We start from the raw sequence: 20,582 nt of genomic DNA, 5'->3' as shown, positions 1-20,582 counted from the left end.
CGTTCAGGCGTGGCGCAGCAGTTCATTGGCCGACTGGGCATTCGTGTCGCTCGTGTGCAGCGATTTCATCTGCATTTCGAGCTGGCGCGAGATTTCGATCATGTTGACCAGCGAGTCGGTCAGGTTGACGTTGCTGCCCTCCAGCGCCCCGCCGGTGATGCGGACTTTTTCATCCACGCCTGCGTCCTGGCCGTCGCGCTGGCGGAACAGGCCGTCCGCGCCGCGGTCGATGTTCGCCGGGTCGATGCTCACCAGTTTCAGGCGGCCCAGCGACACCGGCGGCGTACGGCTGTCGGCACTGATCGCGTTGACCGTACCGTCCTTGGCAAACTGCACCGTGGTGTTGGGCGGCAGCGTGATCGGGCCGCCGTCGCCCAGTACGGGCTGGCCGGAGAGCGTCTGGATCGTGCCGTCCGGGCCCAGTTGGAACGTACCGGCGCGGGTGTAAGCCTCACCGCCATCCGGCGTCTGCACGGCAAAGAAGCCGGGCCCGTCGATGGCCACGTCCAGGCTGCGGCCGGTGGTCTCGATCGGGCCGGGTGCGAGGTCCGTACCGATGGCCGAAGCCATGACGTAGCTGCGCGTGGGCGAGCCATCGCCTTGCACACCCACCGTATGGAACGCGTCGATCTGCGCCTTGAAGCCCGTGGTGCTGGCGTTGGCGAGGTTGTTGGCGCTGGCAGCCTGCTGGTCAAACAGGTGCTTTACGCCAGTCATCGACACGTAGATCGAGCGGTCCATGCGAGTGTCCTTGGTGTGCGGTCAGTCAGCTTGAGGCAACGACAATTACAACGTCACCAGCGTCTGCAGGATGGTGTCCTGCGTCTTGATGGTCTGCGCGTTGGCTTGATACGAGCGCTGGGCAATGATCATGTTGACCAGTTCCGCAGACAGGTCCACGTTGGATTGCTCTACCGCCGACGATTGCAGCAGGCCGAACGAACCCATGCCCGGCGTGCCCAGGTTCGGCGCGCCGGAGTTGGACGTTTCCACCCACTGGTTGCCACCGATGTTCTGCAGGCCTTCCGGTGCCTTGAAGTTGGCCATGGCGATCTGGCCCAGCGTCGAGGTGCGGCCATTGGAGTAGCGTGCGGTGACGGTCCCATCGGTACCGACCGTGTAGCTGGCCAGGCGGCCGGTGGCGTAACCGTCTTGCGTCACGCCCGGGGCGGTGTCGTTATAGCCGCCGCCGTACTGCGTGGTACCCGTGAAATCCATGGTGGCGATGCTCATGCCGCCAAAGGCCACGTTGACCTTGCTGGGTGCCGAGGTGAGCTGGCCGCTGCTGTTGAACGTGAGCGACGTCACGGGGTTGCCGCCCGTCGGGTTGTTGCCATTCACCTGCGAATACACATCCCAGCCGGCGGCGGTACGCACGTAGTAGTTGGTCAGCATGTGGGCCGTGCCCGTACCGTCGTACACCTGCTCCGAAACCGAGTGGTTGAACGTGGCCGAGTTGGTGGGCGAGAACGGCGTGGTGGTCGGCACCGTGGCCGCCGCATCCAGGTTCACACCGAATGCGGTGTTGGTGGTGGCCAGCGGCGCTAGGTCATTGACGGGAATCTTCAGGTTGGTCAGCACGGCGGTATTGACCTTGCCGGTCGAATCCACGCCGTAGCCCGTCAGGTTCTGGCCGGTGGCCGAGATGATGAAGCCATTCTTGTCGGTCTGGAACTGGCCGTTACGCGTGTACGACACCTGGCCGCTGGACGGATCGACCATACGGTAGAAGCCCGTGCCGTTGATCGCGATGTCCAGCGGGTTGCCGGTGTTGGTCACATTGCCCTGCGTGAACGACTGCGAGACCTTGGTCACGCTCACGCCCTGGCCGATCTGGTTGTCGGACGCACCCACCAGCGAGCGTGCGTACACGTCGCCAAATTCGGCGGTCGACTTCTTGTAGCCGACAGTGTTGGCGTTTGCCACGTTGCTGCCGATCACGTCGAGGTTGGCAGCGGCGGCGTCGAGACCGCTCAGGCCTTGCTGGAATCCCATTGTGTTCTCCCGTAGAAGATAGAAGCGCGGGGTCTGCCCGCAGTTGACCCGTGGTTACTGAATCGATGCCACGTCGGACAGCTTGGCGGTTCCGCCAGAGGCCAACACCAGCTGCATCGTGCCGTTGTTGATGGTGACGCCGGCCACCTTGTCGGTGCCCAGGGCGTTTGCCGTGACGACCTTCCCGCCCTGCGTGGCCGTCAACTTGATGGAGTAGGCGCCATCGGCGAGCTGGTTGCCCTTGTCGTCCTTGCCGTTCCAGGTGTAGTTGCCGCTGCCGGCCGTCATCTGGCCGAGGTCGACAGTGCGCACGGCAACGCCTGCGGCGTTCGTGATCGTGACGACGACATCGTCGGCGCCGTTGGGCACCGAGACGCCGAAGTTGGCCGCGCCCGATGCCAGCGTCAGGTTGCTAGTGGGCACCTGCACCGTGCGGCCGATCATCGACGACGCCTGCGTGGTCGCGTTCTGCGTGAGCATGCTCGACATCGTGGTGTTCAGCTGCTGGATGCCGTTCACAGTGTTGATCTGCGCAAGCTGCGAGGTCATCTGCGAGTTGTCCATCGGGTTGAGCGGATCCTGGTTCTTCAACTGCGCCACGAGCAGTTGCATGAACGTGTTCTGCAGGTCGCTGCCCTTGGTGATGGCAAGCTGGTTGCCGGAGGTCGTGCCCGCGGTGCTGGTCGTGTTGGTCGTTGAGCTGACGGTCATGTTCTTGTCTCGCTAGGAATGTGCCGCTTACTGGCCCAGGGTCAGAGCCTTGGAAGCCATCGTCTTGGTGGTGTTGGCGACCTCCACGTTGGCCTGGTACGAGCGCGACGCAGAAATCATGTTGACCATTTCGTCCACCACATCGACGTTCGGCATGGTCACGTAGCCGTCGGCATCGGCCAGCGGGTTGCCCGGCTGGTGCATGCGCTTCATGGGGGTGACGGTGTCCTCCACCACGCGGTCGACCGACACGCCGGTGGCGTAGTCGTCAGACTGCTGCGCGGGCGAGAACACCACCTGCTTGGCGCGGTACGCCGTTCCGTCCGGGCCCGTCACGCTTTCGGCGTTGGCCAGGTTGGAGGCGACCACGTTCATGCGCTTGGACTGCGCGGTGAGCGCGCTGCCAGCTACATCCATCACCTTGAATAGCGACATGTTGATTCCGATGTCTTCAAACACTGTTGCCGGCATGGCTGCCGGACCCATCCGGTGTTCTGTATGGCGGCTTGCTCCGGACCGCTATCTCCCGGCCCGGAGCGCCACACAGTTCCCGCCCCTCTTTCGCCGCGCGTGATTGCTGCGCGGTCGTCTTAATGCCTGTCTGCTGCTCTTGCTGCTCTTGCTGCTCTTGCTGCTGTTGCTACATCGCGCTAGCTGTTCTGAATGGCCGCCAGCATCGACTTGATCTTTTGCGTCACGATGCTCAGGTCGGCCTCGTAGCGCACGGTGTTGTCGGCAAAGCGCATGCGCTCACCGTCCATGTCGACCGTGTTGCCGTCGATGGACGGCTGCTGCGACGTGCGGTACTGCACCTCGCCCTGCAGCGCCTTGGTCTGCTGCGAGAGCGATGCCTGCATCAGCGACACATCGCCGGCCGGCGCGCCATCCACACTCAGGTGGCCCGCAGCCGTTGCCGACATCGGCAGGCTGTTACCGCCTTGCTGGCCGACCGCCTTCTGCAGCGCCGACTGAAAGTCGAAGTCGCGTGCCTTGTAGTTGGGCGTATCGGCGTTGGCGATGTTCGAGGCCAGAATCTGGTGCCGCTGCGAGCGCAGGTGCAACGCCTGCTCCTGAAAACCGAACAACTGATCCAGCTTGTCGACCATGTCTGTCATTCCTTGCGCGTGGCGTCCTGGTGATTGCTGCCACCCGCCGGGGTTGCGTTCCGTCTTGCGTTTGCTTGTTGCGCGTTCCGTTCGGCAGGAGGGCCCGGCATCAGCGGCCCCTTCAAAACCGCCGATGCCGTCTCCAAAACCGCTGAACCGCTTGTCTTGCTGAGTTGCCGTCATGCAGCCTCAGTGGAAAAGACCTGTCTGCGAATCCAGAGGTTGGCCGGGAAACCTTCCACCGGGGCAGGCTGTACGGCCAGGAACCGCACAACGCCAGGGACTTCACCACGTTGCAAAGTCTAGGGGCCGGTGTGCAAGACCATTCGTCCGAATAAGGGGGGGATTGGCCGACATTTCCGCATTTGGCGCTCGCGCACGCGTGGCTACACTTCACTGGACTTTTGATGAAGGGGCTCTCCATGTCCACGCGGTTTGCGCGCAGCGCGCACCACCCGACCCGACCTGCCACCAAGGCCATGCCGCTGGCGGGGCGCCAGCGCAAGCTGCTGCTGATCCTGGCGCTGGGCCTGCTGGCCAGCGTCGTGCACCCGATCCTGGCGCATGCACAGGGCATGGTGCGCGTCGGCTATCCGCCGGCCCAGGCTCCAGTGGCGCAGCAGGCCGCGCAGCCCACCACCATCCAGGGCCCGAACGCCATCCAGATGCAGATTCAGCAACAGCTGCAGTCGCAACTGGACATCCTGGGCGGCACGAATGAGACGGGCGTGCCACGTGCGTCGGTGGAAGTTGGCCCCGTGGATGCACGCGTGGCCAACCAGCCTTGCGACCAGATCGACCTGATGCTGCCCGCGGCCAACCGCCTGCGCGGCCGTATACAAGTAGGCGTGCGCTGCCGGTCGCCGCATGCCTGGGCGGCCTGGGTGCCGGCCACGATTCAGATTACGGGGACGTATTACGTCGCCTCGCACCAGCTGTCGCCGGGCAAGACGCTCGATCTGGGCGATCTGGAGGCCCGTACCGGCGATCTCTCCACGCTGCCGGCGTCGGTCGTGCAGCAGCCGGCCGATGTGGTGGGACATGTACTGCTCACCAGCGTGGCCGCCAACCAGCCGCTGCGCGCGGAAAGCCTGCGCCTGCCGATGGCGGTGCAGGCCGGCCAGACCGTCAAGCTCATTGCCGAGGGCGGTGGCTTCCAGGTCAGCAGCGACGGTCGGGCCTTGAACCAGGCCGCTGTAGGCCAAGTGGCCCAGGTGCGAACCGCCAACGGCAATGTCGTCTCGGGCATCGCACAGTCCGCCGGCGTCGTGGCGATCCAGTTTTAAGATCAAATTGATAACGGCGGATCACTTTTCTGCTGTGATGCGTAATCGATACCTGCCGCTAAAGTTTGGGCCGGGGTTGGCCGATATGGGTGTTAGGATGAACGCGCTCTTCGGAGACACCCGTGAAAATCAACCATATCGTGAACAACACGCCGGCCGTTGCGCCGACCAAGGACGCTGCGTCCGGGTCGACGCGCGCCACCGGCTCGTCCCCGGCCACCACGACGGCTTCGGGCACCACGCGCCACACTGGCGATTCGCCGTCGCTGTCGGTCCAACAAGTCTCGCGCCAAGTGGGCAGCGGCGACTTCGACGCCGCGCGCGTCGAGCAGATCCGCACTGCCATTCAGAACGGCACGCTCAAGATGGACGCCGGCAAGATCGCCGATGCGGCGCTTTCCGACGCGCAATCGCTGCTCTCCACGCGCTCCAAGAAGGTCTGACGGGGATTTCCCGTCGTCCGTCCCCTGTATTTTCCGACGCCGCCGGTCCGTTCGGACTGATCGCGGCGGGGCGGTGTGCCAGCCGGCGGCTGCCCAAGCTTCCAAGCCTGAGCCTGAGGTAGTCACCATGGACAACACACTGCTGATCCGCACCCTTGCCGACGAGCAGGAACTGCTGCGCGCCGCCACCCTCACCCTGGATGCCGAAGCGCAGGCGTTGCGCGATGGCGACATGGTCGAGCTCGAACGCATCACCCAGACCAAGCAAAAACAGCTCGCCGCCCTGGGTGAGGCCGACCGCGACCGCCGCCTGTGGTGGGCCCAGCATGGCGGGGCCGATCCGTACGGGCTGGTCAAATACCTGCGCACCGACGAAAACGCCAGCCGCCTGTTCGACGAGAACCTGGCCTTGGCCCGCCTGCTGCGCCAGCGCAACATCGACAACGGCACCCTGATCGACCTGCGCCTGCGCGCCACGCAGAACGCACTGTCTGTCCTGCATGCCGCAAACAACGGCGGCGGCACGCCCTACGGCCGTGACGGCAAACAGCCGCTGTCGATGCCGCGCTTCTCGGTGGTCGCGCAATAAGCCACCAGAACCCATCTTTTGAGCACAAAAGCCGCCCTTTACGCCCACGTCAATGGGCGTGAAGTGGGGCTAGCTGCTGCCGTCTGATCCTGCTATGTATAGAGGGGTCTAGCACACCACCAATCGGGGTAAACAAAAAGGTTTACATCCCATTGATGGGTGCAACAAGCATGCTGGGGATTTATTCTGCGATTTCGGCGGAGTTAATCCTCCGCGCCTGGCGACATAAACAAGAAAAACCGGAAGGAAATTGCGCCTAATGGCGTGCCAAGGTTTCGGCCCGACGGCACCGCACCGCGGTGACTGCCGGTTGAACGGGGAAATATACCGAGACCGCGCGCTAAAAGCATTTTCCATGGGCACGGCCGCATTCATTTTGGACCGCAGGTTCAAATATAGACGCGGCAACAAGCTGATTCCGGAAATGGACAAACAAACCATAACCAGACAGGCGGCGCAGTGAAATCAATCGTAGTGGAGGCACACCCTTTGGTGCGTGCCGGCGCGACCCATGTGTTGCAATCCCTGCCGGCCATTAGCGAGGTGGTCAGCGTCGAGCCGGACGAAGCCCTCTTTGAAAATCTTGCGGCGCATGCGGACGCCGAATTGGCCCTGATCGGCCTGCCCTTGCCCGGCATCGACGATCTGCCGGCCCTCTCGCGGCTGTTGCAGCAGCCCCATCCCCGACACGTTGCCGTGCTCGGCGAAACCGATTCCGCCGCGCATGTGCGCACGCTGATGCAATTGAATGTTTCGGCCTATCTGCTGAAAAGCTATTCCGGCAAATTGATTGCGGCAGCTTTGGAATTGGTGCTCGCGGGCGGCCGTTATGTGCCGGCATCGATTGTGCTGACACGGCCCGAAGCCAATGCGGCAGGTTCTTCCAGCGGAAATGGTAATGACGATTGCGCCTTGCTCGGCCTGACACAGCGTCAATATGAGATTCTGGTCTTGCTCTCACGCGGGCATCCGGTCAAAACCATCAGCCGCATGCTGAGCATTTCCGAGGCGACAACAAAGGCGCATATCAACGCGCTGTATCGTCGGCTCGAAGTACGCAGCCGTACCGAGGCCGTCTTTGTTGCTACGCAGCGCGGCGCCATGCTGCTGAATCAGCCGAACATTGGAGCGGAGACCGCTCCGCCGCCCGCCCGGCCGCTGCGCCTGGCGCGCACAGGCTGACGCCAGCCCTGGCCGGTTGTCCACACGACAAAAAACGGCGCCCGGAATCCGGACGCCGTTGCACATGGCCGCCCACGCTGTCGAGACGCGGGCGGCGACAAGGAAAGCAGATCGCGAAAAGCTTAAAACTTTGCGCGGACGCCTACGCCGAAGGTGTCGGCCGTCGACAGATCCGACACCTTGTCGCGGAAATACGCCGCATACACATCGGTGCGCTTTGACAGCGAATAGTCGTAACCGACTGCCCAGGTGTTGCGCTTCACGTCTGCGGCGCCCGACGTCTTCGTGTACGCGTACGAGGCCAGGATGCTGCCCGGGCCGACCGGGATCGACACGCCGAGCTGGCCGCCGTTGCTCTTGGCGTCGCCCGTGCTGATCGTGTTCTTGATGTACTGGTATTGGCCGTACAGCTTGACCACGCCAAAGTCATACGTCGCGCCCAGCTGCCCCGCCGTCTGGCGCGAAAAGCCAGCCACCAGGCTGTTCAGGTCGCCCGGCGCGCTGTCGTAGCGCACCTGCTGGAACGCCGCCGTAGCCGCAAAATTGCCGCGGAAGTACAGCAGGCTGCCGCCCCACTTGTTCTGGCCGTTGTGGCCGGCTTGCTCGCCTGCGCCGTAGATCAGGGTACCTGTCAGGCCGCCCATGTCCGGCGTGGAATACATGATCGAGTTGTCCCAGCCCGAATCGCCCACCAGGCCCGAGATGCCCGCGGCGCCCGAACGGCCGTTGCCGAGGTAGGTGTGGAACACCATCGGCGAGAAGGTGTACGAATCGATGAACGGGTTAAACAGGATCGTCGAAACGAAGTACGGGGGCGTGTTGCGGCCGAGCTTGATCGAGCCCCAGGTGTTCGACTGCAGGCCGACAAACGAATTACGTGCGAAGAAGTGGTCGCCATCAAAGCGGCCGGACTTGCCCGTATCAGGGCGGAAGAACGCTTCCAGCGTGAAGATCGCCTTCAGGCCGTTGCCCAGATCTTCACTGCCCTTCAGGCCCCAGTACGACGTCGACATGCCGCCCGAGTTGACACCCCATGCGCGGTCCTGGCCCAGGTTCTTGGTGGCGCCGGCCCAGGCATCCACCTGGCCGTACAGCGTCACAGACGATTGGGCCTGCGCTGCGCCTGCGGTCAAACCGGCGGCGGCAGCCAGCACGGCCAGCGAAAAACGTCGCTTGAGTTGCATTGTTGAGTTCTCCCTCGTGTGGTTCCGTTGTGTTGAATCGACTGAATCAGCGTTGAGGCGGCAGGTGGCTCAACCCGCCGCCGCTGAGATGGCGCCGTGAATGCAACTGCCGTGCCAATACGTTGTCGGCAAAGCGTCGCTTCACAAATGAATACGTTTTCCTGGGAAGGGGCGCAGACTAGCTTGAATACCCCAGGCGGACAAGTCCCCATCGCGGGGTGTGTGGCGCCGTTTCTGCACCGGTCTGGCGCAGTGCGCTTTCAGTCGTTTTGAAGCACCCGGATGTCGACTTCGCGCGTGTAGCGCTCGGGCGAAAAATCGCAGTACGTGAGGGAAATCGGCGTGTCCGCCACGCTGTAGCCGATGCGGCGCACGCGCACCAGCGGCACGCCTGCATCCACGCCCAGCTGCGCAGCCTGGTGGGCGTCGGCCACACAAGCCAGCGGTGCCTCGCGCGAGCGCGCGATAGTCAGATTGGCGCGCTGAAACACCTGCACGAACAGGCGATCCTCAAAGTCGCGCGCCTCCAGCATCGCCGCCAGCCGCGACGTCAGCCAGGTACGCAGCAGCATGATGGGCTGCCCCGCCACCTGAGCACGGCGCTCGACAAACGCCACCTGTGCGCCCACCGACAGGTCGAGTGCGGCGGCCACGGTGTCGTCGGCCGCCTCCAGCCGGAATGCACTGACCGTATAGACGGCGCCCGGCACATATTCCAGCGCGGCGTCAGACTGGCCCGGCGCATACAGCACCGGCCGATGCGGCCCCACGCGATCGAGCACCACGCTGCGCTGCCCACGCGAACGCTTGAGCAGCCCGCGCGCCGCCAGCTCATTCAGCGTGCGGCGCGCCGTCAGACGGGATACACCGTAGCGCTGAGCGACTTCATTCTCGCTGGGTGCGATGCTGCCGGCCGGCAGCGCTCCGTGCAGGATGTCGAGCCGAATGCGGTCGGCCAGTTCGAGGTATTTGGGCAGGCGGGGCGTCATGCCGTCGTTATACATGAACGATCATCGCGCGCAGCAATGCAAATGGCCCACCGGACAGGTGGGCCATTTACGTTGCACGCTTGCGCGCGCCAGGTAGGGTCCGACAGATCAGGCGATCAGGAATTTATCGCGGTTCTTGCCGATCCAGGCCGGCGCACGGCCGCGGCCGGACCACGTCGCGCCGGTCTTCGGGTCGCGATACTTTGCCGGCACCGGCGCCTTCGCACCGGCACGGCGGCCGCGGCGCTGGGCCAGGCCCAGGTCTTCAGCGGTCAGACCATATTCGGCAACCGTCTGACGCACTTGCTGGATAACCGCTTCCAGTTCTTTGGCGCGCGCAGTTTCGATCTGCTCTTCCAGTTTGGCCTTTTGTGCAATCAATTCCTTGTATGTCGCCATATGCGCTCCCGTTAAATTCTGGTGTGAAATCTGGTCTGGATCAGATATTAGATCAATTGTATTCATAACTGAAATCAAATTTCAACGTTTTTGATCGTGACCCGTCAAACCGCCCCACTAAGCCAGACATCAACTCATGCCACACCGGATGCTCAGTTTCAACCGGAAAGTCGGATTGACGCATCGGATTAGCGTACGCGATGATGTAAGGCCGCAAACTGGTATCGCGCTGTATTTCAGTGCCACCACCATAGCAAGCGCTGCCGGGTCCCGCAATTCCCGCTTGCGCCGCAGGCGGCAAACTGCAGCATCGCAGCAGTACAGCGAACGCAATATCAATTCATGCGCAAGCCTCCGGCCAGGCATGCCATTGCACCGCGATGGCATGCCATTTGGCGGGGGCGGTAAAACGATTCAAAGCACCCCCCTCTTGGTTGCAGTTGGATGAGACAACGATGAATTCGCCCTTACCGCGTCGTTTTTACTATCTGCTTTTGGTCTTTGGCGTACTGGCAGGCACGCTGTTTGTCGCCGCGACTGTTTTCTTTCCAGAACGTTCGGTCGAACGGATCAGCGCTTATTTCATCCTGACAACGGGAACATGCGTGTTGATGTGTGCAATCGGGTTGACACTGACGCATCGCTGGATCGAGCAGCATTTCGCCGCCCAGGAAAGTGAACATGGCCCGCATGCCCAAATGGAACCGTCGCTCGCACCAGACCCGCAGCCAATCGTTTTGAAACCTGCGCGACAAATCAACAACAGCGCGGCCGACAAAACGCATTCAAAATGTGTTGTATCGACCACAAACTAGATTTTGCGCCGCGCACGACTTTTGCGCATTATGAAGACCATTGCCTCTGACTTCCGGTAGCCGGCGTTCTCGCGGCCAGTGTCGCCCGAAGTCCGTGCTGACAGAGATGCCGGGCAATGCCTCAGTTGGAGCGTGGGATGCCAGACGAAATTTCCTACCCGTTGTCGGCGCAAAGCCTTCCGGTTCCGCTCTATGTGGTGCTCGAAGGCCGCATCGTCTTTGCCAATGCAGCCGGCGTTTGCATGGTGCGGGCGCTGTCCTCCGACCAACTGCTCGGCGAGCCCTTCTCGCGCTTCTTCCAGGACATTCCCGCATGGCTGGAGGCCCTTACCGGAGAAGACGCCGATGCGACGCAGCCCGATGCTCGGGCCATTCCGGCGGCACAGCTCGTCTCCGCACTTTCTGCCGGTGATTCCAACGAGGTGGTCAGCGTCAGGCTGACGGTGACGCCAACCCGCTTTGATGGGCTGCCAGCGCAGCAGGTGGTCGTGCACGGATTGCCGCTGCCGCTCGATGCGCAATTGCCGGGCAAGGCCGGCGAGCGCGTGCTGAGCGCCGAAGCCATCGGTGCCGCGTTACCGCACGAGCATCTCGATCATCTGCTTTCCACGCTGCCTTCCGCCGCCTCGCTCGGCGAGCGGCTGCATGCTGCGCTGCGGGCGCTGGAGGCTGCCTTGTCGTCGGCGCTGTGCATGGTGGTGCGTGTCGTCTCCGGGCGGGCAAGGCTCTACGGCACGCAGCGCGCACGGGCGAAGCTGGCATTGCGCGACGACCACGCGGCGCACCTGCCCACCGCGGCACAGGGTGAGTTCGATATCGAACTGGCTCGCATCGCGCCGCTGCTCAATGAGCTGGCGCCCATCGAACTGGTTCACGAAGCCAATGCGCCCACGGCTTTGCACGAAGCACTCGTCCGCGTGTTGGACACCGCGCATCCGACATGGCTGTGCCGCATCCCGGCCCAACATGGCGGCATGGCCGTCGCCGATGATCTGCTCTGCCTCTTCTTCCCAACTGCCAACCCGCCCGACGACGCAACGCTGCGCGCAGACTGCGGCCGCTACGTCGCGGCCCTGGTCAAGCTGCTGCGCCTGGAGAATGAATATCGCCAGTCCCGCGAGCTGCGCGATCAGTATCGGCTGGTGGTCAACCATCTGAGCGAAGGCGTGCTGACGCTGTCCACCGACGGCCGCGTGCTTTCGTACAACCGCAGCGCGGCCGAGATCCTGCGCATGTCGGGCGCGTCATGGAAAGGCCGCCCGCGTGTGGCATTGAACGACATGATGTTGGGTGAAGACGGCGCCATCCTGCCGCGCGCCGCATGGCCCTCCACCCTGGCGGCCCGCACGGGGCGAGCGATCAGCAACGTCGTCGTGGGCGTGCCGGCCGGCAATGGGCAGATCGTGTGGCTGCGTGAATCGGTGCTGCCGATGTTCTCGCCGGACAGCGCATCCCCGCACGCGGTGCTGGTCATCTTTACCGACATCACGGCCGAGCGTTCCGCCTACGAGCAGCTGCGCCTGCTGGAGACCAAGGATTCGCTCACCGGCCTGCCCAATCGCGCGGCGTTCATCGAGCGGCTCGATGCGCGGCTGGCGCTGCCGTCCACCGGGGAATCCGCGCTGCTGTATATCGGGCTGGACCACTTCAAGACCGTGAATGAGGCGATGGGGCACCACATGGGCAACCAGGTGCTGAACATGGCGGCGCAGCGCATCCGCGGCAAGGCGGGCCAGCGCGCGCTGCTGGCACGCCTCGGTGGCGACCAGTTCTGCGTGGCCATCGATGACCCGAACGCTGCCGACACGCTCGCACAACAGGTGCTCGACGCGCTGGCCCGCCCCTTCACCGGTGGCGAACGTGAAGTGCACCTGTCGGCCAGCATCGGTGTAGCGGCCTACCCGGAAGACGGCGGCGATGCGGCCACGCTGGTCAGCCATGCCGAAGCCGCCATGTACCGCGCCAAGGAAAACGGGCGCAACCGCATCACGCGGTATTCGCGCGCGCTGGAAACACAGATGCTGCGCCGCTTCACACTCAACGAGCGCATGCGGCGTGCGCTGGCGCGCGGTCAGGTGCGGCTGGTGTATCAGCCGAAGTACGCACTCGACTCAGGCGAACTGGTGGCGGTTGAAGCGCTGATGCGGTGGTCCGACCCCGAACTGGGCGCAGTGTCGCCCTCCGAGTTCATCGACGTGGCAGAAGAGTCGGGCTACATCCTCGAACTTGGCCGCTGGGCACTCATGCAAGCCTGCGCGCAGGGCGAGGCATGGGCACGAAAGTTCGGCTTCACGGGGCGCATGGCGGTGAATGTGTCCGCGCGGCAATGCGATGCGGGCGTGATCGAGCGCGACGTCGATGAAGCGCTCAAGGCTTCGGGCATGGCGCCCGGCCGGCTGGAACTGGAACTGACGGAAAGCGTGCTGCTGGCCGACCGGCAATCGACACAGCGCCTGCTCATGAGCCTGGCCGCGCGGGGCGTGCGCATCTCGCTCGATGATTTCGGCATCGGGTTCTCGTCGCTGTCGTATCTGCGCAGCTTGCCAATCCACAACATCAAGATCGATCGTTCGTTCATCAGCGGCGTGCCTGGGGTGCCCGACTGCGTGGCGCTCACCAAGACCATCATCGCGATGGCCCGCGCGCTGAATATGACGGTCACGGCCGAAGGTGTGGAAACCCCGGAGCAAACGGCTTTCCTGACTGCACATGCGTGCGACGAAGTGCAGGGCTTCCTGTTTGGACGTCCGCTGGAAGTGTCGGCACTGGAAGAATTGCTGCGCACCCGAAGCCGCGCACAGGTATAAAAAACGGACCCGAAGGTTTAACCCCGGGTCCGTTTCTTTTTGAGTCGACGCGCAGGTCGAACCGAAATCAACGCGTCGATACGTTGCCCACCAGGCCGCCCAGTGCGGCACCGCCCAGCGTGGCACCCGGGCCGCCAATCAAAGCAGCGCCGGCCAACCCGCCCACACCCGCACCAATGGCGGTATTGCGTTGACGTGCCGTCATGTCGGCACAGCCGGTTGCGGTCAGCAACGTCGCACCGGCCAGCAGAATCGTCAGTACCCGAACCATGTTTTTCTCCTTGAATGCGTCGGTCGCGATCAAGCCATCGCGTATCGGGAGTTTGGCCAACGAGTGCCGGACTTGCTGTTTCAAGTTGTAATCAATCGTTGCAATGTGCAGGGCGGGCGCGTCTGAGAGGCCGTGCCGCATTCGCAAGCAGCGCCGACCGAAAGCCGTCGCCACGCCGCTCGGATGGTGTTTCCCACAGACTTATCCACATGTTCTGTGCATAACCGGCGCCACCTCCAGAGACCCAACCCACAAAAGGGCTTGACGGGTTTGGGCAAACATGCAACGCACGTAAAACCTGCGCACCCGCACAAAGTTATCCACATTCGGCAGCCCTGTTACATCGTGCAACAAACCCTTTTCCGTCAACTGCTTGCGGGGGGTTTTGCAAGCGGTGTGCGCGTTGCTGTGGACAAGTGGGGTTGGCCGGAAACGCGGCTCTTGTTAGCCAATCTTCGCAGGACCGCCCGCCTGAGCCCCGAACACCCCATGCCCACGGGCAAACGTTCGATCAGCGGGCCAGATCGGCCGGCGTGTCGACGTCGCGCAGGATGCCGGCATCATCGGTCTCGATGGAGATGAGCTTGGCAGGATCGATCAGCCGCCGCGCGCCCTCGTCGCCGTCGAGCGCTGTCAGGCCCGCGAAGAAGTCGGCCCCGAAGCCGATCGGGTGGCCCCGCTGGCCGGCATGAAAGAGCGCAACGCAACCGTGTGGATCCACTGCGTTGGCGACTTGGGTGATGGTCTCAGGGGCAATCCATGGCATGTCGGCCAGGGCGATGATCCACCCGCCGGCTTGCGGGCGTGCGGCTACGCCGGCAGCCAGGCTGGCGCCCATGCCACGTGCAGCATTGGGACAGCGCAAGACTTCGCAGCCGGCCTCGGCCAACAGCGTTGCCAGTTGATCGACCTGCGCGCCATGCGTGGCAGCGGCGGGCACCACTGCCACCACGTCGCTCAGCGCCTGCATCAGGTGCCGCGCGGCCTGCACCGCCACGGGGGTTCCATCGGGCAGCGGGGCAAGCAGCTTGTTGGCCACGCCCGCCGCGTCGAACCGGCTGCCGCGGCCCGCGGCCAGCAACACACCAACAACAGGCCGCTGCGGCATCAGACCACCTCGGTCTTGAGCGTGACTTCCACGTTGTTACGCGTGGCGTTCGAATACGGGCACACCTGGTGCGCCTGGGCCACCAGTTTCTCGGCATCGGCTTGCGACAGACCGCTGATCCGTGCGGTCAGGCCCACCTTCAGGCCGAAACCGCCTTCCTCGCGCGTACCGATACCCACATCGCAGTGGATTTCGATGTTGCTCGGGTTGAGCTTGAGCATGCTCTTGGCGACAAAGTCGCACGCCGAGCCGAAGCACGCGGCATAGCCGGCGGCAAACAGGTCTTCGGGCGTGGTGGTATTGGGCTTGCCGGGGCCGCCCATGGCCTTGGGCACCGACAGGTCGTGCGAGACCTGGCCGTCTTCGGTTTGCGTGTGGCCGTTGCGGCCACCTGTGGCCTTGGCGTGGGCGGTGTACAGGATATTCAATGCCATGACATGCTCCTCCGATGGGTGAACGACGCAATCGCGGACGCAAGAATCGGTCCGCAAAACTGGGAGATACGAGGCTGCAAGAACAAGAAAGCCGGCACACAGGACTGCATGCCGGCTTCCATCACATCACGCGATGATGACAACTAGAAACTAAACCGTCTCAAACGGCAGCTTGCGCTGACGCTTGCCGGTCAGGGTGAACAGCGCATTGGCTACCGCCGGTGCAATCGGCGGCGTGCCGGGTTCGCCCAGGCCGGTCGGGTTGTCTTCCGACGGCACGAAGAACACGTTCACCGGCGGCGCGTCCGGCATGCGCACGGGCGGGAAATCGGTGAAGTTGCTGTTCTTGGTGGCGCCGTTTTCGATGTCGATGGCAAAGCCGGGTTGAATCATCGCCAGACCGAACACGCACGCGCCCTGGATCTGCGCTTCCGCGCCCATCGGGTTGACCACGCGGTTGGCATGCACGCCGGCCGTGACGCGATGCACGCGCGGCTTGCCCTGGTCGACCGACACCTCAACCACGTACGCCACCACCGATTCGAACGACGCATGCACCGCCACGCCCCAGGCCTGACCCTTGGGCAGCTTGCGCTTGCCGTAGCCGGACTTGTCGACGGCGAGCTGCAGCGCCGCACGATGGCGTTCATGTTCCTTGCCCGTAAAGCGCGCGAGGCGGAAAGCGACGGGGTCTTGCTTGGCCGCGTGCGCAACCTCGTCAACCATCGTTTCCATCACGTAGGCCGTATGGGTGTGGCCCACGGAACGCCACCACAGCACCGGCACGTTCACGTCCGGATGGTGCACCGTCAACTGCATCGGGAAGCCGTAGTCGTTTTCGATCACGCCCTCGACCATGGTCTCGTCCACACCGTTCTTGACCATGAAGGCTTCGAACGGCGTGCCCTTGAGGATCGACTGACCGACGATCACGTGGTCCCAGCCGACGACCTTGCCGCTGTTGTCCACGCCCACGTTGACGCGGTGCAGGTGCATCGGGCGGTAGTAGCCGCCGCGGATGTCGTCTTCGCGGCTCCAGATCACCTTGACGGGGCCGTTATGTCCGGCCGCCGCATAAGCCTTGGCCACATTGGCGGCTTCCACCACGTAGTCCGACGTGACGATCGCGCGCCGGCCAAAACCACCGCCCGCCATCATCGTGTTCAGCTCGATCTTCTCGGGCGATACGCCGAGCACCTTGGCGATGGCACCCTGGTCGATGGTCTGGAACTGCGAGCCGACCCACACCTTCGCGCCCGTGGTCTTGCCGCCGTCCTTCTGCAAATCGATCGTGCAGTTCAGCGGCTCCATGGGCGCGTGCGCGAGGTACGGGAATTCGTAATCGGCCTGAATGCGCGTTGCGGCAGATTGGATTGCGCTCATATCGGCGGCCTTGGCCACCGTGCCGGGCTGGCCCGCGAGCTTCTTGTACTCCGCCATCAGCGCCGGTGTGGACACCGTCGAGCCGGCGTCTTCCCACGTGACCTGCAACGCATCGCGGCCCTGCTTGGCTGGCCAGTACCCGTCGGCAATCACGGCCACACCCGTGCCGCCACGGTCGGTCGGGATCTGCAGCACATCGACCACGCCCTTCACCGCCTTGGCCGCCGCCGCGTCGTACTTGGCCACCTTGCCGCCAAAGCGCGGCGGGCGGGCCAGCACCGCCACCTTCATGTTGGGCAGGCGCGTGTCGAGGCCAAACTTGAGCGAGCTGTCGAGCTTCGCGCGCGCATCGAGGCGCGGCGTCGGCTTGCCGACAATGCGGAACTGCGACGGATTCTTCAGCGTGACCTGCGCCGGCACCGGCAACGCCATCGCCGCCTGGGCCAGTTCTCCATACGTGGCGCGGTGGCTGCCCGACGTGACCACGCCATTGGCGGTGCGGCATGTCGACGGATCGACCTTCCAGCGCTCCGCCGCTGCCGAGATCAGCATGGCACGCGCGCGACCGCCCAGCTCGCGGTATTGCTGGAACGAGTGGTTCAGCGCGGTCGAACCGCCCGTCATCTGGATGCCGAAGCCCGGGTCTTTGTAAGGGTCGCCCGCGGGGGCCAACATGCCGCGCACATTGCGCCAGTCCACGTCGAGTTCTTCGGCCAGCGCCATCGGCAATGCTGTATGCACGCCCTGACCGAATTCGAGCCGGTTGACCGCCACGGTGACGGTGTTGTCCGGCGCGATGATGATGAACGCCTGCGGCGGCGATGGCGGCTTGGCCTTGGCGTCCTGCGCGCCGGCCAGCATCGGCGCCACACCCAGCGCCAGACCGCCGCCAGCCAGCGTCGTGAGCTTCAGAAAGCTGCGGCGATCGAGCGTTGCCGGCCCGGCATCCGCAGACGCCGGCTGATGTTGCGCGCCGCCACCGGCCAGCGCTTCAAGATTTCGAATACGCATCGTGAATTCTCCGGTGGGGCTCAGGCCAGCGATTTCGCCGCGTCGTGAATGGCCGCGCGAATGCGCTGGTACGTCGCACAGCGGCACAGGTTGCCGGCCATCGCGCTGTCGATATCGGCGTCGGTCGGCTTCTTCTTGGTGCGCAGCAAACCCACCGCGCTCATCATCTGGCCGCTCTGGCAGTAGCCGCATTGCGCCACGTCGTGCTTGACCCAGGCGTCAAGCACGGCCTTGCCGACCTTGTCATCGGCGATGTGTTCGGACGTGGTGATCTGCTGGCCGACCACCGCAGAAATCGGCAGCACGCAGCTGCGCGTCGGCTGGCCGTTCAGATGCACCGTGCAGGCGCCGCACGACGCGACACCGCAACCGAATTTCGTGCCAGTCAGACCGAGGTTGTCGCGCAACGCCCAGAGCAGCGGCGTCGACGGATCAGCATCAACTTCCACCGGTTTACCGTTGATGTTCAACGTGACCATTGTGGGATTCTCCTTGTGGGGCGTGAGGGAGTCTTGCCGTTATAAACCCCTTGATATAGCGGGCTGGCGGCATGGACGGGGTGTATTAAAGCAGGTTCGGATGGGTTCTGCTGGCGCCCACATCACATGGCTTCTGGCGGGCTGCACACGTTTTCGTCGGCTCTCGGATCCGGTGTTTCATCTGTCCCAAAAAACCGTCCGGAATCCGCCCACGCAGCTTGACAACACCCCGGCGCCGCCATCACTATCGCCAGATGCATTCTCAGCAGACCACCCTCCGTACCGTTCCTGCCCGCACCCTCTCGTGCGTGCGCGGTCTGCTATCCGCTTCTCTACTACGCGTGTAAGCGCGTAGACCTCTCTTTCCCCCTCGTTCCGGTGTTTGACCGGTCCGTGCCCTAAACGGCGACGGGCCTTGTGTGTGGCGCAATCCGTGCGCCGAATCGTTGGAGCCTCTCATGCCTGCCTCGATCCTGTTTTCGCTACGACTACCGACCGGTTGCCAGACCACGCGCCCGTGGCTGTCTGGCCGCCACATCCCGACCCCGATTCCGGCCACCCCGGACGCCGCCCGCGCGGCCGTCCCCGTTGTACGAAACCGATCTCGATCTCACAGGACGCACACACCATGTTGAAGAACCCCGCCACCAAGTACCGCCCCTTCCCCACCATCGCCCTCGCCGATCGCACCTGGGCCAACAAGACCATCACCCGTGCCCCGATCTGGATGAGCACGGACCTGCGCGACGGCAACCAGGCCCTGTTCGAGCCCATGAACGCCGAGCGCAAGATGCGCATGTTCAAGATGCTCGTGCAGATCGGCTTCAAGGAAATCGAAGCCGCTTTCCCCGCCGCCTCCCAAACCGATTTTGATTTTGTGCGCGAGCTGATCGAAGGCGGACACATCCCCGACGGCGTGGCCATCGAAGTGCTCACGCAGGCGCGCGAAGACCTGATTCGCCGCACGATGGAATCCCTGCGGGGCGCCAAACGCGCCATCATCCACGTCTACAACGCAACGGCGCCGGTGTTCCGCCGCACGGTGTTCAACACCGACCGCGACGGCGTCAAGCGCATTGCCGTGCAAAGCGCCAGGCTGATCCGCGAGATTGCGGAAACGATGCCCGAGACGCAGTGGACGTATCAGTACAGCCCGGAAGTCTTCAGCGGCACCGAACTGGATTTCGCGCTGGAGGTGTGCAACGCGGTGACCGAAGTCTGGGAGCCGACGCCCGAACACAAGATCATCTTCAATCTGCCTGCCACGGTGGAGATGGCCACGCCAAACATCTATGCCGACCAGATCGAATGGATGCACCGCAACCTGGCGCGCCGCGATTCGATCATCCTCTCGGTGCACCCGCACAACGACCGCGGCACGGCCGTGGCAGCCGCTGAGCTGGCCGTGATGGCCGGCGCCGATCGCGTGGAAGGTTGCCTGTTCGGCAATGGCGAGCGCACTGGCAACGTGGATCTCGTGACGCTTGCGTTGAACCTGTACTCGCAGGGCGTGGATCCGGAACTGGATTTCTCGCACATCAATGACGTGGCACGGACCTGCGAAGACTGCACGCAACTGCCGGTGCATCCTCGCCATCCGTACGTCGGCGATCTGGTGTTCACGGCATTCTCGGGCTCGCACCAGGATGCGATCAAGAAAGGCTTTGCGGTGCAGAAGCGCGATGCGCTGTGGGAAATGCCTTACCTGCCGATCGACCCCGCCGACGTGGGCCGCACGTATGACTCGATCATTCGCGTGAACAGCCAGTCGGGCAAGGGCGGCATCGCCTATCTGCTGGAATCCGGCTATGGCGTGGCCATGCCGCGCCGCCTGCAGGTGGAATTCAGCAGCACCGTGCAACAGCTGACCGACCAGAGCGGCCGCGAAGCCACCGGTGCCGACATCTGGGCGCTGTTCCAGCAGACCTATCTGCGCGGCGATGGCGCGATCGGCTACGTATCGCACCGCCTGACCGAGCGCGATGACGGCAGCCAGCATATTCGCCTGGTGGTGAACATTGCTGACCGCGAGCACATCTGCGAAGGCTCCGGCAACGGGCCGCTCGATGCGCTGGTGCATGCGCTGTCGCACGTGCTGGCAGCGCCCGTGTCGATCCATCACTACGAGGAGCGTGCACTCGGCCAGGGTGCCAATGCCGATGCCATCGCGTTTGCAGAAATGGCCGCGCCGGGCGTGGCGGGCAGCGTCTTCGGCGTGGGCGTGGATGCCAACCTGACAACGGCGTCGATTCGCGCCGTGGTGGGCGGCGTCAATCGTTTGATCGCACGCGCCGGTAACGGCATGCTGCGCAGCGGCAAGAGCGCGGCAGAAGCGGTGTAACGCACAAGTCGGCCTCACACAGTGGAGCGCGAGTTGCTAAATTGAAGAG

The 20,582-nt window shown here is 63.8% G+C and carries 20 protein-coding genes; 7 read left to right on the top strand and 13 right to left on the bottom strand.

What is annotated here, in order from left to right:
• Positions 1 to 3: 3 nt before the first annotated feature.
• The 5 genes from flgF to flgB all read right to left on the bottom strand — a co-directional run bounded on the left by flgF (position 4) and on the right by flgB (position 3,812).
• A complete protein-coding gene (flgF, locus tag AAHM38_RS01630) occupies positions 4 to 741 on the bottom strand; it encodes a flagellar basal-body rod protein FlgF (protein ID WP_116575083.1) in 738 nt (245 codons plus the stop codon).
• 45 nt (positions 742 to 786) lie between these two features.
• Entirely contained in the window at positions 787 to 1,995 is a 1,209-nt protein-coding gene (gene flgE / locus AAHM38_RS01625; RefSeq protein ID WP_116575082.1) for a flagellar hook protein FlgE, read from the bottom strand.
• 54 nt (positions 1,996 to 2,049) lie between these two features.
• Positions 2,050 to 2,706 (bottom strand): flagellar hook assembly protein FlgD, encoded by a 657-nt coding sequence (locus AAHM38_RS01620; protein ID WP_116575081.1) that lies wholly within the window; start codon positions 2,704 to 2,706, stop codon positions 2,050 to 2,052.
• Positions 2,707 to 2,733: 27 nt separating this feature from the next.
• Complete coding sequence (gene flgC / locus AAHM38_RS01615) at positions 2,734 to 3,141, bottom strand: flagellar basal body rod protein FlgC (RefSeq protein WP_065855977.1); 408 nt, start codon at positions 3,139 to 3,141, stop codon at positions 2,734 to 2,736.
• Between the two features lie 215 nt (positions 3,142 to 3,356).
• Complete coding sequence (gene flgB / locus AAHM38_RS01610; protein WP_103519443.1) at positions 3,357 to 3,812, bottom strand: flagellar basal body rod protein FlgB; 456 nt, start codon at positions 3,810 to 3,812, stop codon at positions 3,357 to 3,359.
• 422 nt (positions 3,813 to 4,234) lie between these two features.
• On the opposite strand from flgB, the gene flgA reads away from it, so the two are divergent.
• From flgA to AAHM38_RS01590, 4 genes are all read left to right on the top strand, one after another.
• A complete protein-coding gene (gene flgA / locus AAHM38_RS01605; RefSeq protein WP_179817511.1) occupies positions 4,235 to 5,098 on the top strand; it encodes a flagellar basal body P-ring formation chaperone FlgA in 864 nt (287 codons plus the stop codon).
• 122 nt (positions 5,099 to 5,220) lie between these two features.
• Positions 5,221 to 5,541, top strand: coding sequence for a flagellar biosynthesis anti-sigma factor FlgM (gene flgM / locus AAHM38_RS01600; protein ID WP_116575080.1), 321 nt, complete (start codon positions 5,221 to 5,223; stop codon positions 5,539 to 5,541).
• Between the two features lie 127 nt (positions 5,542 to 5,668).
• Positions 5,669 to 6,130: a flagella synthesis protein FlgN gene (locus AAHM38_RS01595; RefSeq protein WP_009240017.1), complete on the top strand. Its 462-nt coding sequence runs from the start codon at positions 5,669 to 5,671 to the stop codon at positions 6,128 to 6,130.
• Between the two features lie 459 nt (positions 6,131 to 6,589).
• Complete coding sequence (locus AAHM38_RS01590) at positions 6,590 to 7,312, top strand: LuxR C-terminal-related transcriptional regulator (RefSeq protein ID WP_116575079.1); 723 nt, start codon at positions 6,590 to 6,592, stop codon at positions 7,310 to 7,312.
• Positions 7,313 to 7,434: 122 nt separating this feature from the next.
• On the opposite strand, the gene AAHM38_RS01585 is transcribed toward AAHM38_RS01590, so the two are convergent.
• The 3 genes from AAHM38_RS01585 to AAHM38_RS01575 form a co-directional block, all read right to left on the bottom strand.
• On the bottom strand, positions 7,435 to 8,496 hold the full coding sequence (locus AAHM38_RS01585; protein WP_116575078.1) for a porin: 1,062 nt from the start codon (positions 8,494 to 8,496) through the stop codon (positions 7,435 to 7,437).
• A gap of 260 nt (positions 8,497 to 8,756) precedes the next feature.
• A complete protein-coding gene (locus tag AAHM38_RS01580; RefSeq protein WP_037028890.1) occupies positions 8,757 to 9,485 on the bottom strand; it encodes a GntR family transcriptional regulator in 729 nt (242 codons plus the stop codon).
• Positions 9,486 to 9,593: 108 nt separating this feature from the next.
• Complete coding sequence (locus AAHM38_RS01575) at positions 9,594 to 9,884, bottom strand: H-NS histone family protein (protein ID WP_009240021.1); 291 nt, start codon at positions 9,882 to 9,884, stop codon at positions 9,594 to 9,596.
• A gap of 455 nt (positions 9,885 to 10,339) precedes the next feature.
• On the opposite strand from AAHM38_RS01575, the gene AAHM38_RS01570 reads away from it, so the two are divergent.
• Positions 10,340 to 10,699, top strand: a complete 360-nt coding sequence (locus AAHM38_RS01570; RefSeq protein ID WP_116575077.1) for a hypothetical protein — start codon at positions 10,340 to 10,342, stop codon at positions 10,697 to 10,699.
• 137 nt (positions 10,700 to 10,836) lie between these two features.
• Positions 10,837 to 13,506 (top strand): putative bifunctional diguanylate cyclase/phosphodiesterase, encoded by a 2,670-nt coding sequence (locus tag AAHM38_RS01565; protein WP_116575076.1) that lies wholly within the window; start codon positions 10,837 to 10,839, stop codon positions 13,504 to 13,506.
• Positions 13,507 to 13,573: 67 nt separating this feature from the next.
• Here the strand turns inward: AAHM38_RS01565 and AAHM38_RS01560 are convergent, their stop codons facing one another.
• The 5 genes from AAHM38_RS01560 to AAHM38_RS01540 all read right to left on the bottom strand — a co-directional run bounded on the left by AAHM38_RS01560 (position 13,574) and on the right by AAHM38_RS01540 (position 18,192).
• Positions 13,574 to 13,777, bottom strand: a complete 204-nt coding sequence (locus AAHM38_RS01560) for a hypothetical protein (RefSeq protein WP_009277078.1) — start codon at positions 13,775 to 13,777, stop codon at positions 13,574 to 13,576.
• Positions 13,778 to 14,288: 511 nt separating this feature from the next.
• Positions 14,289 to 14,885 carry a nucleotidyltransferase family protein gene (locus tag AAHM38_RS01555; protein ID WP_009240024.1) on the bottom strand — a complete coding sequence of 199 codons (597 nt, stop codon included), beginning with the start codon at positions 14,883 to 14,885 and terminating at the stop codon, positions 14,289 to 14,291.
• Positions 14,885 to 15,319, bottom strand: a complete 435-nt coding sequence (locus AAHM38_RS01550) for an organic hydroperoxide resistance protein (RefSeq protein ID WP_009240025.1) — start codon at positions 15,317 to 15,319, stop codon at positions 14,885 to 14,887. Before AAHM38_RS01550 ends, AAHM38_RS01555 begins: the two co-directional genes overlap by 1 nt.
• Before the next feature lie 150 nt (positions 15,320 to 15,469).
• Positions 15,470 to 17,713: a xanthine dehydrogenase family protein molybdopterin-binding subunit gene (locus AAHM38_RS01545; RefSeq protein WP_116575075.1), complete on the bottom strand. Its 2,244-nt coding sequence runs from the start codon at positions 17,711 to 17,713 to the stop codon at positions 15,470 to 15,472.
• A gap of 20 nt (positions 17,714 to 17,733) precedes the next feature.
• Positions 17,734 to 18,192 carry a (2Fe-2S)-binding protein gene (locus AAHM38_RS01540; protein WP_116575074.1) on the bottom strand — a complete coding sequence of 153 codons (459 nt, stop codon included), beginning with the start codon at positions 18,190 to 18,192 and terminating at the stop codon, positions 17,734 to 17,736.
• A 628-nt stretch (positions 18,193 to 18,820) separates the two neighbouring features.
• Between AAHM38_RS01540 and leuA the strand changes: the two genes are divergently transcribed.
• The gene (gene leuA, locus AAHM38_RS01535; RefSeq protein ID WP_116575073.1) at positions 18,821 to 20,533 is read left to right on the top strand and encodes a 2-isopropylmalate synthase; all 1,713 of its coding nucleotides are present in this window, start codon (positions 18,821 to 18,823) and stop codon (positions 20,531 to 20,533) included.
• Positions 20,534 to 20,582: the final 49 nt, after the last annotated feature.

The organism is Ralstonia sp. OTU4908 (assembly GCF_038440115.1).
Taxonomy (GTDB): domain Bacteria; phylum Pseudomonadota; class Gammaproteobacteria; order Burkholderiales; family Burkholderiaceae; genus Ralstonia; species Ralstonia pickettii.
This window is presented reverse-complemented; position numbering and strand designations above follow the sequence as displayed.

Coding starts and splice junctions, on each gene's coding strand:
- flgF (WP_116575083.1), bottom strand. CDS start 741: ATGGACCGCTCGATCTACGTGTCGATGACTGGCGTAAAGCACCTGTTT.
- flgE (WP_116575082.1), bottom strand. CDS start 1,995: ATGGGATTCCAGCAAGGCCTGAGCGGTCTCGACGCCGCCGCTGCCAAC.
- AAHM38_RS01620 (WP_116575081.1), bottom strand. CDS start 2,706: ATGACCGTCAGCTCAACGACCAACACGACCAGCACCGCGGGCACGACC.
- flgC (WP_065855977.1), bottom strand. CDS start 3,141: ATGTCGCTATTCAAGGTGATGGATGTAGCTGGCAGCGCGCTCACCGCG.
- flgB (WP_103519443.1), bottom strand. CDS start 3,812: ATGGTCGACAAGCTGGATCAGTTGTTCGGTTTTCAGGAGCAGGCGTTG.
- flgA (WP_179817511.1), top strand. CDS start 4,235: ATGTCCACGCGGTTTGCGCGCAGCGCGCACCACCCGACCCGACCTGCC.
- AAHM38_RS01595 (WP_009240017.1), top strand. CDS start 5,669: ATGGACAACACACTGCTGATCCGCACCCTTGCCGACGAGCAGGAACTG.
- AAHM38_RS01585 (WP_116575078.1), bottom strand. CDS start 8,496: ATGCAACTCAAGCGACGTTTTTCGCTGGCCGTGCTGGCTGCCGCCGCC.
- AAHM38_RS01580 (WP_037028890.1), bottom strand. CDS start 9,485: ATGACGCCCCGCCTGCCCAAATACCTCGAACTGGCCGACCGCATTCGG.
- AAHM38_RS01575 (WP_009240021.1), bottom strand. CDS start 9,884: ATGGCGACATACAAGGAATTGATTGCACAAAAGGCCAAACTGGAAGAG.
- AAHM38_RS01570 (WP_116575077.1), top strand. CDS start 10,340: ATGAATTCGCCCTTACCGCGTCGTTTTTACTATCTGCTTTTGGTCTTT.
- AAHM38_RS01565 (WP_116575076.1), top strand. CDS start 10,837: ATGCCAGACGAAATTTCCTACCCGTTGTCGGCGCAAAGCCTTCCGGTT.
- AAHM38_RS01560 (WP_009277078.1), bottom strand. CDS start 13,777: ATGGTTCGGGTACTGACGATTCTGCTGGCCGGTGCGACGTTGCTGACC.
- AAHM38_RS01555 (WP_009240024.1), bottom strand. CDS start 14,885: ATGCCGCAGCGGCCTGTTGTTGGTGTGTTGCTGGCCGCGGGCCGCGGC.
- AAHM38_RS01550 (WP_009240025.1), bottom strand. CDS start 15,319: ATGGCATTGAATATCCTGTACACCGCCCACGCCAAGGCCACAGGTGGC.
- AAHM38_RS01545 (WP_116575075.1), bottom strand. CDS start 17,713: ATGCGTATTCGAAATCTTGAAGCGCTGGCCGGTGGCGGCGCGCAACAT.
- AAHM38_RS01540 (WP_116575074.1), bottom strand. CDS start 18,192: ATGGTCACGTTGAACATCAACGGTAAACCGGTGGAAGTTGATGCTGAT.
- leuA (WP_116575073.1), top strand. CDS start 18,821: ATGTTGAAGAACCCCGCCACCAAGTACCGCCCCTTCCCCACCATCGCC.